The following is a 12,807-nucleotide window of genomic DNA, read 5'->3' on the forward strand; positions in this document are numbered from 1 at the left end:
GAGCGGCCGTGCTGGCCGCTCCCGCCCCGTCGCTCGTGCGGGTTCCCCGACGTCGAGGTCAGTGACCCGCTCGCGGTGTCACCGGCGCGTGGGTGTCGTCGCGGGCCGTGCGCGGTGTGATGAACACGGCGACGAGGACGGCGGCGAGGAGTGGGAGCCGCTCGAGGACCGGCCACGTGAAGAGTGGCAGGTGTCCGGTGAGCGGGAGCACGATCGCCCAGGTCACGAGCGGTACGGCGACGAGTGCCCACCGCCAGCCGCGGACGTCGACGCACCAGCACCACAGCAGCAGCGCGAGGGTCGGGAGCCCCCAGAAGGTCGGGGCCATCGAGTACGAGTAGTCAAGCGGTACGAGGCCGAGCAGCCTCCAGACCTCCCACCCGCCGAAGCCGATCGCCCCGACGAGGAGCAGGACCGCGGAGACCACCAGGCGGGTTCGCGGGACCCGGGACGCGTGCAGCGCCAGCACGACGCCGATCGCCGGCAGGATCGTGCCGAGGGCGGCCTGGATCGCGATGAAGCGGTACCACTGCCACGAGCCGCCGCCGTGGTTGCCGCCGAAGGCCTCGGTGAAGGCGGCACTGAGCAGGATCGAGAGCACGATGCCGACGGTCAGCACCGGCACCGTCCCGATCGTCGGACGGGCGGTTGCGGTGGCGGTCACGAGGTCTCCCCAGGAGGATCGGTGGGTGCGGGTGCGGTGGAAGACCGCGGTGGCGAGTGCGCCGAACGCGAGTCGGAGCGGCGAGACGTCGAGCTCGGCCGCGTCACGGACGTCGGCGAGCCACTGCTCGCGTCGGACCGAGCGGTGCTGGGCGGGTGACAGGTCGGCGGCGACCTCGACGATGACCTGCGCGATGCTCACGAGGTCACGGTCCGGCCGCTGGCGCGTCGGGCCGGTGCCTGGCGGCGACGGAAGTCGGCCCGGGCCTCCACGGCGGCGACCCGGCCGTCCGACGTGAACTCGTACAGGCGGCGGCGCGGTCCGGGCCGCTCGGGGTCGTCCTCCCACGTCGAGGTGATCCATCCGCGCCCCTCCAGGCGTTCCAGGATCGGGTAGACGGTGCCGGCGGGACGCTCGGTCGACTTGATGACCAGCAGCCCCCAGACCGGACCGTCGTGGTCCAGGAGCGCGGAGAGCACGTCGATGGTCGGGGCGGTGACGCGGGTCAGCGGTTCCATCAGGCGGTCACCGCCCGACCGGCCGAGCGTCCGTCGAGGATCGGCAGCGCGACGGCGACGACGGCCGCCACCAGGATCGGCAGCGCGAGGACGACCAGGCCCTCCGCCTCCCAGAGTACCGGCCGTGCAGCGGGCGACGCGTCGACGACCGACCGGAGGGCGACCACGATCACGTCGACGGTGACGAGCGCCGCAGCGGGCATGGCGACCAGCGACCAGACGCGGGGACGGGAGCGGTTCGCCGAGAACCAGGCCGCGAGCAGCCCGGCGGACCCGGTGCTCGCGCAGACGACCCCGACCACGCCACCGAACACCGCACCGACCCCCAGGAGAACGGACCCGGCGACGGCCAGCGCGGCGGCGGCCACCCACCGGCGGCCGTCGGTCACGCGCGACAGGGCGACGAGCACCAGGGCGACTGGGACGACGAAGCCGAGCGCGAGCTGCAGGACCTCGCCGACCCGGGCCTGCTGCGTGCTGGTCCAGACGAAGAACAGGGTCCGCTGCAGCACGGACGACGCGACGACCGACAGGACGGCGGCGGCGATGAGCACCCGAGCGGAGCAGATGCGGGCGGTGTGGTTCGAGGTCACGGGTCCCCCTGGGACGTGTCGGACGGAGCGGTGGACGGCGGCGGTCAGGACCATCCCGAGGACGAGACCGCGGCGCGGGACGCCGACCTCGGCCGCCCCGGCGACGTCTGCGTGCCACTGCTCACGACGGGTCTCGCGGACTGCGACGGGTGACAGGTCGGCAGCGCGGTCGACCCACCAGTGGGCTGCGTGCGCGATGCGTCGTGGTTCGTGGTGCACGGGCGGTCCTCTCTCGTGTCGGCGTCGTCGGGGACGTCCGGCACTTGTTTCTACCTATGTAGGATAAGCACACCTCGGAGCATCATTCAAGTTCGAACAGGATTCTTGACCGTTCGTTCCACCACCGCGTACGGTCCGGACCAACCGATCCACCACCGGTCTCGTGCACCGGACGCCCCCTCGGCGACAGGACGTCGACACGACGTCGACACGAGCCGTCGACGATCGAGACCCGGCACCGATCCCGCCGGTCTCCGCACCCACCGGACCACGTCCCCGGCAGCACGACCCCGACGCTCCGGACGAGCCCCCGACGAACCCCAGAGGAAGACCGATGTCCACGTCCCAGGCAGGACCGACCCCGACGACCACGACCACGACCAGCACGACGAGCACGACGCGCGACCGCGCGGCGGTCCGCGGCCCGCTCGCGCGGTCGGGAGCCCTCGACGCCTGGCTCCCGCGCCCCGACGGCACCGCCCCCTGGACCGTCCGGGAGATCGCCGACCGCCTCACGGCCCTCGGCGCCGAGGACGCCGACCTCGGGTGGATCGGTGCGGTCGCCGCGGTCACGAACCTCGCCGTCGTCGAGTTCCCGGACGAGACCGTCCGGGAGATCCGGGCCACCGACGGCGACACGCTGGTGTGCGGCACCCTGGCCCCGCAGGGAACCGGCACCTGGGTCGGCGACGACCTCCACGTGCGTGCCGTCTCGTCCCCGGCGAGCGGGCTGCCCTGGGCCGACTGGGTCATGGCGACGGTCCGTGACGTCGACACCGACGGGCTGGTCCGGGTCCTCGTCCCGGTCGACGACGTCCGCATCGAGACGACGTGGGACGCAGCGGGCCTCCGGGGTTCGGGCGGGGACACCGCACACCTCGAGGACGTCGTCGTGCCCGGCCGCCGAGCGCGCGCCCTCACCCCGTCCCCGTCCGCGGCGCCGCTGCCGTTCTACGCCTCGGTCTTCTTCGCGGCACCCCTGATCGGCGTCGTGCACGCGGCGCTCCAGCGGGTCCTCACGGCGGTCGACGAGGGCGGTCCGCGGTGGGCCCGTGCGGACCTGCGGGAGTCGGTGAGTTCGGCGGCGCTGCAGGTCGCCCATGCGGAGGCGCTCCACGACGCCGCGGTCGCGGGACTCGGGACGCGGGCGGAGGTCGACGCACTGACGGCCGTGGAACGGGCGACGGCAGCGGACCTGGCCGTCCAGGCCCTCGCCGCTGCCGAGGGCGCGCTCCCCCTCCTGGTGACCGCGATCGGAGCGGCCGCGCTCCACGCCGAGCACCCGCTCGCCCGTGCCGTCCGGGACGTCGGGGTGGGCGCTCGACACACGGCGCTCTCGCCCGCGAAGGCCGCACTCGCGCACCGTGACGCGCTGTTCGACGGTCGCGCCTGATGCCTGCCGGGAACCACGAGGACGCAGCCGGCCGTGACCGGGTCCCCCGTGAGCGTCGGGAGTTGCTGGAGCGCATGGTGCGGGTCGCCGGTGAGCGCGGCGGCCGCCTGGCGATCGTCGGCGAACCCGGGGTGGGGAAGACGACGATGCTCGAGGCCCTCGCCCGCCGCGTCCGGGACGACCGCACCGTGCTGCTCATCCGACTCGACGAGGGCGCGACGGGTCCCTACACGGCGGTGCGGAGCCTCCTGCGGCTCGTCCCGGACCGCGTCCTCCGGGCCGTGCCGATCGGGTACCGCGCCGTCCTCGAACAACTGCTCGCGACCACTCCCCCGGAGTCCGGCGACCACCGCATGCTCGAGGCGGCCCTGCGGTACCTCTGCAACCTGTTGGCGGCCGCGCACGCGGTCGTGGTCCTCGACGACGCGCACCTGGCGGACCGGCAGTCCGTCGACCTGATGGCCCCGATGTTCCGACCGCCGCACGAGGCAGCCGGCATCGCCCTCGTCGTCGCCCGCGAGCTCGACGCCGGCGGTCCCGTCACCAGTTGGAAGGTCGTCTTCACCGCGGCGCAGCTCGCCTTCCTGGCGCCGCTCAGTCCCGCGGGCATCGCCGCGGTGCTGAGCGACGCCGACCTGGACGGGCTGACCGCGACCGACGTCGCCGAGGTCGCCGCGCAGAGCGGTGGCAACCCGTCGTGGGCCGTCGACCTGGCCGTGGCCCGCCGGTCCGGACAGGACCGCCCCGCGACCACGTCGCGGGCCGTCACCTCGACCATCGCCCGGATCACGCGCCTCCCCGGCCCGGTCCAGGAGGTGCTGCTCACCACCGCGTTGATGCGGGCGGGGACCGTCGAGGCGCTCGCGCACGTCGTGGGTCCCACGGACCAGGCCCTCGCCGAGGGCGTCCGCCTCGGCGTCCTCGGCGTCAAGGGTCGCGAGGTGTCAGTGACGACACCCCTGCTCCGGGCCGCGGTGCTGGAGATGACGCCGGCGGCCGACCGGCGTGCCCTGCACGCCCGCCTCGCCGAGGCGCCGCTCCCCGCGGCGCACCGCCTCGAGCACCGGGACGACGCGGCCCTCCCCGGGCCGCGACCGGACCTGGCGGAGGAACTGCGTGCGGCCTCCGGCCGTGCCCGCCGCATCGGGACGACCACGGACGCGCTCCGGTTGGCGATGCGGTCGGTCGCGCGGTCCGACGGGCGGTCGGCGGCACACGTCGACCGGGTCCTCCACGCCGCCGAGATCGCCGGCACGCAGGGCGACGTCGCGCTCGTGCTCCGGCTGTCGGCGACCCTCGACCCGGTCACCCTGGCGCCGGCGGAGTTCGACCGCATCGCCGTCGTCACCGCGGAGGCGGTCGCGGCGGACCTCGGTGTGCAGGCGCTCGAGCGGCGGCTCGCGGACGCGCACCGGTCGTTCGCGCCGGATGACGTCCGGTCGGAGGTCATCCGGGTGCTCCGGCTCCTCTGGTCGGACGACGACGCGGCCGACGTGGCGCGGGAACTGGACGCGGCCACCGCGGCGCTCCCTGCCGACCTGGTGCCGCACACCGTCCTGGCGGCACTCGAGGACCTCGCGTTCCGGCGTCTCGACTCAGGGCTCGGTCTGTCGTCGGAGATCATCGCGCGGTCCCGGGCCGTCGAGTCGGCCAGCGGTGTCCTGGAGCTGTCGACGAGCTCCGGGGCGATCGAGGCGGTCGGCGCGTACCAGGCCGACGACCTCAGCCGCTCACGGCCGGCCCTCACGGCCTTCGTCCGGACCTCGGAGCTGCTCGGCGCCCACGCGACCACGGCGCGGGCGATGGCCCACGCCGCCATCGTCGAGGTGCTGTCCGGACGGGTCGTCCACGCCGCCGCACTGCTGGCCGACGCGGAACGGCACGCGCTCCGGCTGGTGGACGCCCCGCCTCCGTTGAGCCGTGCCCGCGGTCTGCTCGCCCTCACCCGCAACGACCGGGACGCCCTCGAGGAACTGCTCACCGGGTGGCTGAGCCCGGTCGCGACGATCCGTGGCCGTCTGCTCCTGCACGGGCTCGCCGGCATCGACGCAGCGTGGTCGGAGGACTGGGCCGTCGCACGGGCGGAACTCGAGACGGCTCTGCACCTCGCCGAGGCGAAGGGCATCGTCGAGCCCGGCCGGCGGCTCTGGATCGACGTCGAACTGGCACGTGCCCGGGCGCACCTCGGTGACCTGGACGGTGCCGAGCGACTCGCACGACACCTCGCGACCCTCGACGAACCGCACCGACGCCCGCACGCGTACGGCCAGGCCCTCCGGGTGCGTGCCCTCGTGGCGATGCAGCGCGGGGACCAGGAGGAGTCGCTGCGTCTCGCCGAGGAGGCCGTCCAGTCCCTGCGCCGCGGCGGGTTCGCCCCGGAGCTGGCCAGGGCGCAGCTCGACCGCGCCCAGCTGCTCGTCGACGCCGGTCGCGAGGGCCGTGCCCGCCAGGTGCTCGTCGACGTCGCCGCCAGCCGGATCCACGCGGACGACCCCCGCATCGCGGCCCGGACGCTGCGCCTGACCGAGGTCGTCGACGCCGCCGACGGCCGTGCGCTGCTGACGGCCGCGGAGACGCGGGTCGCGCAGGCCGCGGCAGCTGGCCGGACGAACCGTGAGATCGCGGCCCAGCTGTTCGTGAGCGTCCGGACCGTGGAGACCCACCTCGGCAACGCCTACCGGAAGATGGGGGTGCGCACGCGCACGCAGCTCGCGCTCGCACTCAACGACCTCGGTCACGACGAGTCGGCGACGCGGTGAGCACGCGATGCAGGCCGGTGTCCCGGACCGGTCACACCGCCTCCAGCCGGTCGACGGTGGTGCGGTGGTGCACGCGGAGGCCGAGCCGTTCGTACACGCGCACCGCGCGGACGTTCTCCGGCAGCACCTGGAGCCACGGCGTGCGGCCCGTCGCCCGGATCGACGCGCGGAGCGCGTCCACCGTCCGGGAGGCGAGTCCCTCACCCTGCCGGTCGGGCACCGTCGCGACCGCGACCACCTCGCGCGTCGTGCGGGTCGATCCGCGGGTGCCCGCCAGGGAGACGAGGCGGTCCCCGTCGAGGACACCCGCGAACGTCCCCAGGGCGAACGCGCCCGCCGAGAACATCGGGGCGCCCACCTCGTCCGCGAGACCGCGGATCGCGTCCAGGTGACGCTCGTCCAGCACCTGCACGCCAGCCACGTCGCCGACGGGCACGGCGGAGTCGTCCACCATCAGGAGGTACTCGTCGCGGCGGAGCAGACGCCACCCGTCCGGCACCGAGCGGGTCGAGCGCTCGACCTCGACGGTCGCGGCCAGCGACCGCAGGTCGTCCCAGGCCGCCTGCTCGTCGGCCGCGACGGCCGCCCAGGGTCCGACCGCGGGCCGGTACGCCGCCGCGGCGCCGGTCGTCACGGCGTGCTCGGCCTGCTCGGTCCGCAGCGCGGTCCAGCGGAGACCGCGGAAGGCACCGTCGTCGTGCGCATGGGTCATGTCGGTCCTGTCCGTCCGGGACGGTGCCGTGTGCTGCCGTCGGCCGATGGTCGCCGGGGGCCTCGGGTCCGCGCATCGTGGCGACCACGGAGGGAGCCCGGGTGTGGAGGAACCGAGCCCGACCGTGCGCCGGACCAGGCCAGCACGCTCACGGTGCACCTCGGTGTTCCGGGACCCGCTTCACCTCCGTCTCATGCCCCCGCTGTCATGGTCGTCACGTGCCCCAGCTGACACTCCTCCGGACGGTGATCGCCGCCGCCGCCGTGGCCCTCACCACCGCGGCGAGCGGCTGCTCGACATCGCTCCAGACGGCCGGCGCGGACCGGAGCGTCCCCACGCTGCGGTCCCCGTGGTGCGGGGCGGCGTCCCTGTCCGTGACGGTCGCCGGGCGGGACGGTGCCGCGCTGCCGTCGCCGCCGACGGACGAGGGAGCCGTGCTGCTGGCACTCGTGCTGACGAACGAGGGAGACCGGAGCTGCGTCCTGCAGGGCTGGCCGACCGTCCGTCTCGCGTCGCACGGTGACCCCTTCGGTCCGCCCGCGCTGGAGATCCGTGCCGTGCCGGCACCGGCCGTCACGCTCCGGTCCGGGAAGGAGGCGCAGGTGTACCTCGCGCTGCACTCCGGCTCGGCGCCCGTCCGCTGCCGGCCGGTCGAGCCGGACGCGCTGTCGGTGGTCGTGCCGCACACGGTCCGCGCGCTCACCGCCGGCTTGCCGACGGGGTACCTCGGGTCGACGTGTCGGTCCGAGACCGCCCCCTTGATCGGCGTCCAGGCCGTCCTGCCCCGCTGACCGTCCCGGCGCCCCTTCCACGTCCCGCTCCGCGGACGGCACCACCCACACCACCACCATCGAGAGGAAGACCACCATGACGGAGAACGACACCCCCACGCGCGGCCGCGCGTTCCGACGCATCGGCGGCACGGCGCTCGCCGGCGGCGCCGCCGTCTGCGCGATCGCTGCGCTGTTCAGCAGCCTGCCCGCACAGGCCGCGGTGACCCACCACGCAGCGGCGACCGGTTCTGCCGCCCCGCACGTCACCGCGCACCCCCACGTGGCGGTGGACGCACGGACCAGCGCGGAGAAGCTCCGGCAGCTCCGGGCCGCAGTGGAGAAGCGGATCGACGACTCCCCCGAGGTGAAGGACATCAACGCGTACTACGCCGCCGGCTACGGCTACGAGGACGCGCTGGACCTCGCGGTCCTCTGGAACGCCGCCGACCGAAACCACGCGAAGACCACGGCGGGTGCGCAGTTGCTCGCCGGGCAGCAGCTGCCGTTCGGTCCCGGCCAGGGCTTCGCGCGCAGCTACACCGAGGACCAGCAGCTGCGCGCGTTCGCCCTCGCCGAGCCCGACGACCCGGGCCTGGCGGACCGGCTCGCGGCCTCGTGGAAGGTCTCCACGCACGACGCGAAGGTCAAGGCCGGCGGTCTTGCGCTGGCGAACAAGCCCGTCCCGCTCGAGCACCCGACGCCGTCCGCCGGCGACGCGGCCGCAGCCTTCTTCGCCGCCGGCTACGACTACGCGGACGCGGGTGAACTGGCGCAGCTGTGGAAGATCGACACCTACAGCGCCAAGATCAAGGCCGGCCAGGACCTGCTGAGCACGCCTCGGATCCCGCTGCCCATCCAGCCCTGACCCCCTGCCGGTGTCGCGTCGTCCCGACGCGGCACCGGCTCCCCTCCGGGAGGAACGACGATGACCGGACTCCGCCGACGCATCGGCTTCGAGGTCGAGCTGCTGGCGCCGGGAGGCTCGGATCGGCGTGCCCTCGCAGCGCGCGTCGCGCAGGCCGTGGGCGGCCGGGTCACCCGGGTGTTCCACACCGACTCCGAGCCGTCGCTCGTACCGGGGATGGGGCAGTTCTGGCACCTCACCCCTGGCTTCGCCGTGACCGACGGCTCCGGCCGACCGCTCGCGTCCTTCGTGGACGACATCACCCTGGTCGCCGACCTCCGGGATGGCCCGGGGCGCCCCGACGTCCCGAGCACCGCGGACGGCTGGTTCCGGATCCTGTCGGACGACCCGCGTCTCCTCCGACTCGTCGCGCGGCACCAACCGCCGGACGCGACCTTCGAGCGGCTGCTCGACCCGGTCGCCGCCCTCCTCGGGAGCGAGGTGGACGTGATCGGTGGGGTCCGCCGCGTGGACGACGAGGCCGGTGCGACCGTTGCCCTCGCGACGGCCCTCCCCCGCGGGCGGGACCGACCGTGCGAGATCGTGACGGCGCCGCTGGTGTCGGACCACCGCGAGACGCTCGACCTCCTGCTCGGGCACGCTCGGGCGCTCGGCTTCACCGTCCCCGTGGAGGCGGCGGTCCACCTCCACTTCGACGGCCAGCCCTTCCGCGCCGCCCGTCCCTTCGCGAACCTGGTGCGGCTGTTCACCCTCTGGCGTGCGGAGCTCCGGGCCGCGCTCGGCTCGAACCCCGCCGCAACTCGGGTCCGCGCGCTGCCCGACGAACTCCTCGCGCTGACCGGGTCGGACGCCACCTGGCCCGCGCTCCGGGACGCCGGTCGGCGACTGGGCTTGGGCAAGTTCTTCGACGTCAACCTCGGCGCCCTGCTGTCCGACGCGCCCGTGCGGGACACCGTCGAGGTCCGCATCCTCCCGGGGTCGATCGACGCCGACGAGGTCGTCGAGCGGGCCGTGCTCGTCGAGCGGCTGCTGGACCGGTGCCTCGAGCCGGAGCCCGTCCCGCCTCCAGCCCGTGGCGGCGGTGACCTGCGTGCACTCGCTGACCGTGCCCTCTGACGCCGTCGCCACCGGCGCGATGGTCGATGCCGGCGCCGTGCGGGCCGCCCCGTGAAGGTCCTGCTGCTCGAGGACGACGAACCCCTCGCCCTCGAGGTCGAACGCGTCCTGCGGCGGGCCGGTCACGCGGTCGACGTCACCCGCGACTACCAGGAGGCCGAGATCGCAGCGGCCTCTGGGACGTACGGGTGCCTGGTCCTCGACCGCACCGTCCCGGGCGGCGACGGAGCGACACTGGTCGCTGCCCTGCGCCGTCGCGGTGACCTGACCCCGGCACTCGTCGTCACCGCCAGGGACGCCCTCGCCGACCGCGTCAGCGGCTTCGACCTCGGCGCGGACGACTACCTGGTGAAGCCGTTCGCGGCCGTGGAACTGATCGCACGTGTCCGAGCGCTCGGTCGCCGCGGCCAGGTCACCGTCCCGCCCACCCTCGAACGCGCCGGCATCCGCCTGGACGTGCAGCGGCACACGGTGCACCGACACGGGACAAAGCTCATCCTCCGGGCGAAGGAGTTCGCCGTCCTCGACGAGCTGCTCCGGGCGTCCGGCGGCGTCGTGACCCGGTCGGACCTCATCGAGCGGTGCTGGGACGAGCACCACGACCCGGCGTCGAACGTCGTCGACGTGGTCATCGCGCAACTCCGCAAGCGCCTGGGGTCCCCACCGCCGATCCACACCGTGCGCGGTGTCGGGTACCGGCTCGTCGACGAGGCCGACGGTGACGCCTGAACGTCGACAGCTCCAGCGGCTCCGGTGGCGCGGGACCGTCCTCTTCGCCGTGACCACGGCGCTCTGCCTCGTGGTCCTCGCCGTGATGGCGTCGGCCATCGACTCGCGCTCCCACACGCGCGAGACCTACCGCGAGCTCACGGGCCTCGCGGAACAGCTCTCGCGGTCCGCCGCCTCCTCCGGTCCGGACATCCGGTTCGACCCCCAGGACGTGGCCACCTGGACGACGGTCGACCGGACCTTCGCCTACGTCGACCGGGCCGGCATCCTCGTCGCGTCGCCCTCGCAGCGAGCGCTCCCGAGCTCCGCGACGCTGATCGACCTGATGGCCCGGGCGCGGCGCAGCGGGGCGCCCGTCGAGTCGACCGCACCGGCCGTCGAGCGCGACGCGCCGTCGGACTGGGTCGCGCTGTCGGTCCCGTACTCGGACACGGTCGTCCTCGCCGGCGCCTCAGCTGCACCCACCCCCGAACACCGGAGGCTCGACCTCCTCCTCGTCGTCACGGTCGTCGGGCTCTGCGCGCTCGGGACCGGCCTCGGGCACCTCCTGTCCGGTCTCGCCATGCGCCCCGCCATCCGGAGCATCGAGCAGCACGAGCAGTTCCTCCGCGAGGCCGCACACGAACTCCGGACACCACTCGCCGTGATGCAGCTCGCCCTCGAGGCAGACCGCTCCCCGCACCGGCTCGCGTCCATCGAGACCCAGGTCACGCGCATGTCCGCCCTCGTGTCCCGCCTCCTCGACCGCGCCCGGATCCGCGGCGCCGACCCTGCCTCGTTCGAACTCGAACCCGTCCGCTTCGACCAGGTCGTCGAGCTCGCGGTCGAGGACGTCCCCGGTGCCGGGGCGGTCCGTCTCGACCTCCGGCCGTCGGTCGTCGTCGGGCACGCCGACCTCCTGGCGCAGGCGGTGCGGAACCTCACCGAGAACGCCGTGCGACACGGTTCGGGCGACGTGGTCGTGCGGGTCCGCGGAGTGGTGCTCGAGGTCACCGACCAGGGCCCGGGAATCCCGGCGCACCGTCGCGGGGCGGTCCTCGAGGGCGGCCGGACCACCGCCGTCGGCTCGGGGACCGGGACGGGGTTGGCCATCGTGTCGTGGGTGGCGGAGGTCCACGGCGCGAGCGTCGCCCTCGGCGACGCCGAGCCGAGCGGCCTGCGCGTCACGATGACCTTCCCGGAGGCGCCCAGCCGGTGATCCCCGCGACCGGCGGATGGGCGCCCGACCGGCCACGGGCCTCCCGGCCGGACCCGCCGCCTACGCGGCCCCGGTCGGTCCGAGCTGCGCGATCTCCGGGTAGACGGTCTCGAGCGGCAGCGCGAGGGCCGCACGCACCTGCCGGCTCCGCTCGTCCGCGAGCACCTCGAGCGCGCCCGCCTCGATCTGGTCGTACGCGGACCGGACGACGTCGTCGGGCTCACCCATCGGCGGGAGCGCCACTGTCTGCTTCGTCATCATCGGCGTGCGCGTGAAACCGAGGTGCAGCCCGACCACACGGATGCCCACAGGGGCGAGTTCGAGTCGGAGCACGTCGGTCGCGGCCCACATCGCCGCCTTCGAGACGCTGTACGACCCGAGTCGGTGCACCCAGCTCGCCGCCGACAGCACGTTGACGAGCGAGCCGCCGCCGTTCGCCTGCATCACCGGTGCGAACGCCCTGGCGACCCGCAGCGATCCCCACAGGTTCGTCTCGACGACGGCCCGGAGGACGTCGACGTCACCGGTGGACAGCGGTTCGAGCGACGTGGTGCCGGCGTTGTTGATCGTGATGGTGGTGTCTCCGGCGGTGCGTGCCGCGCGCTCGACGGACTCCTGGTCGTCCACGTCGAGCTCCAGCGGCACGATCCGCTCGTCGGCCCACGTCCGCGGTGTCCGGGCAGCGGCGTAGACACGGGCGGCACCGCGCTCGAGTGCCTGGGCGACGAACTCCACACCGAGTCCGCCGTTCGCTCCGGTGACGAGCAGGGTGGCCCCGTCGATCCTCGTTCCTGCCGACATGCTGCTCCGTTCCGTCGGCGGTCCGGGTGACCGCCGTCGCTCCAACGATGCGGTCGGGCCGGGCGCGGCCGCGTCGGGGGTTCCACTGCTGTCCCGCGGCGGAACTGCGGACCGCGCGACCCTGGGCACGGCGCCACCCCCAGCGCGGCGCGACCGTGGGGATCAGCATCCGGGTACGTCGGGTGGGACGGGCGACGGCCGGGAGGGCGACACCGGCCCGGAACGAGGAGAACCCACCGATGTCTCGGTGGGTTCCGCTTCGTGCACGGCCGTCCGACCGTCCTGCATGGTCGGGCTGACAGGATTTGAACCTGCGACCCCTTGACCCCCAGTCAAGTGCGCTACCAAGCTGCGCCACAGCCCGTGAGTCCGTTCGGACCCAGACCCCGTGTCGCGAACGACACCGCGGGCCCTGCTCCACACCCGACCGAGCGCGGAGCAACCCGACCAGCATAGCGGACACCGGA

The 12,807-nt window shown here is 74.2% G+C and carries 12 protein-coding genes and 1 tRNA gene; 7 read left to right on the top strand and 6 right to left on the bottom strand.

Annotation, left to right across the window (positions count from 1 at the left end; all coding sequences use genetic code 11):
- Nucleotides 1–58: 58 nt before the first annotated feature.
- From KM842_RS07520 to KM842_RS07530, 3 genes are read right to left on the bottom strand one after another with little or no spacing between them, the layout of a single operon-like run.
- Nucleotides 59–865, bottom strand: coding sequence for a hypothetical protein (locus tag KM842_RS07520; RefSeq protein WP_216261828.1), 807 nt, complete (start codon nucleotides 863–865; stop codon nucleotides 59–61).
- Nucleotides 862–1,182, bottom strand: coding sequence for a PadR family transcriptional regulator (locus KM842_RS07525; RefSeq protein WP_216261829.1), 321 nt, complete (start codon nucleotides 1,180–1,182; stop codon nucleotides 862–864). The genes KM842_RS07520 and KM842_RS07525 overlap by 4 nt, the downstream gene beginning before the upstream one ends.
- Entirely contained in the window at nucleotides 1,182–1,994 is an 813-nt protein-coding gene (locus tag KM842_RS07530) for a hypothetical protein (protein ID WP_216261830.1), read from the bottom strand. The genes KM842_RS07525 and KM842_RS07530 overlap by 1 nt, the downstream gene beginning before the upstream one ends.
- Nucleotides 1,995–2,328: 334 nt before the next feature.
- On the opposite strand from KM842_RS07530, the gene KM842_RS07535 reads away from it, so the two are divergent.
- The gene (locus KM842_RS07535) at nucleotides 2,329–3,387 is read left to right on the top strand and encodes an acyl-CoA dehydrogenase family protein (protein WP_216261831.1); all 1,059 of its coding nucleotides are present in this window, start codon (nucleotides 2,329–2,331) and stop codon (nucleotides 3,385–3,387) included.
- On the top strand, nucleotides 3,387–6,146 hold the full coding sequence (locus KM842_RS07540) for a helix-turn-helix transcriptional regulator (RefSeq protein ID WP_216261832.1): 2,760 nt from the start codon (nucleotides 3,387–3,389) through the stop codon (nucleotides 6,144–6,146). The genes KM842_RS07535 and KM842_RS07540 overlap by 1 nt, the downstream gene beginning before the upstream one ends.
- Before the next feature lie 31 nt (nucleotides 6,147–6,177).
- On the opposite strand, the gene KM842_RS07545 is transcribed toward KM842_RS07540, so the two are convergent.
- The gene (locus tag KM842_RS07545; protein ID WP_216261833.1) at nucleotides 6,178–6,858 is read right to left on the bottom strand and encodes a GNAT family N-acetyltransferase; all 681 of its coding nucleotides are present in this window, start codon (nucleotides 6,856–6,858) and stop codon (nucleotides 6,178–6,180) included.
- A gap of 218 nt (nucleotides 6,859–7,076) precedes the next feature.
- Here KM842_RS07545 and KM842_RS07550 point away from each other — a divergent pair, with 218 nt between their 5' ends.
- The 5 genes from KM842_RS07550 (at nucleotide 7,077) to KM842_RS07570 (ending at nucleotide 11,539) form a co-directional block, all read left to right on the top strand.
- Nucleotides 7,077–7,649: a DUF4232 domain-containing protein gene (locus KM842_RS07550; RefSeq protein ID WP_216261834.1), complete on the top strand. Its 573-nt coding sequence runs from the start codon at nucleotides 7,077–7,079 to the stop codon at nucleotides 7,647–7,649.
- A 76-nt stretch (nucleotides 7,650–7,725) separates the two neighbouring features.
- The gene (locus tag KM842_RS07555) at nucleotides 7,726–8,496 is read left to right on the top strand and encodes a hypothetical protein (RefSeq protein ID WP_216261835.1); all 771 of its coding nucleotides are present in this window, start codon (nucleotides 7,726–7,728) and stop codon (nucleotides 8,494–8,496) included.
- Between the two features lie 60 nt (nucleotides 8,497–8,556).
- A complete protein-coding gene (locus KM842_RS07560) occupies nucleotides 8,557–9,612 on the top strand; it encodes an amidoligase family protein (protein WP_216261836.1) in 1,056 nt (351 codons plus the stop codon).
- 51 nt (nucleotides 9,613–9,663) lie between these two features.
- A complete protein-coding gene (locus KM842_RS07565; RefSeq protein ID WP_216261837.1) occupies nucleotides 9,664–10,341 on the top strand; it encodes a winged helix-turn-helix domain-containing protein in 678 nt (225 codons plus the stop codon).
- Nucleotides 10,331–11,539, top strand: a complete 1,209-nt coding sequence (locus KM842_RS07570) for a sensor histidine kinase (RefSeq protein ID WP_216261838.1) — start codon at nucleotides 10,331–10,333, stop codon at nucleotides 11,537–11,539. Before KM842_RS07565 ends, KM842_RS07570 begins: the two co-directional genes overlap by 11 nt.
- 60 nt (nucleotides 11,540–11,599) lie before the next feature.
- Here the strand turns inward: KM842_RS07570 and KM842_RS07575 are convergent, their stop codons facing one another.
- Both KM842_RS07575 and KM842_RS07580 read right to left on the bottom strand, forming a co-directional pair.
- Nucleotides 11,600–12,340 (bottom strand): SDR family oxidoreductase, encoded by a 741-nt coding sequence (locus KM842_RS07575; RefSeq protein ID WP_216261839.1) that lies wholly within the window; start codon nucleotides 12,338–12,340, stop codon nucleotides 11,600–11,602.
- Between the two features lie 287 nt (nucleotides 12,341–12,627).
- Nucleotides 12,628–12,704: transfer RNA gene (locus tag KM842_RS07580), tRNA-Pro, on the bottom strand.
- Between the last annotated feature and the right edge of the window lie 103 nt (nucleotides 12,705–12,807).

Source organism: Curtobacterium sp. L6-1 (genome assembly GCF_018885305.1).
Lineage (GTDB): Bacteria > Actinomycetota > Actinomycetes > Actinomycetales > Microbacteriaceae > Curtobacterium > Curtobacterium aetherium.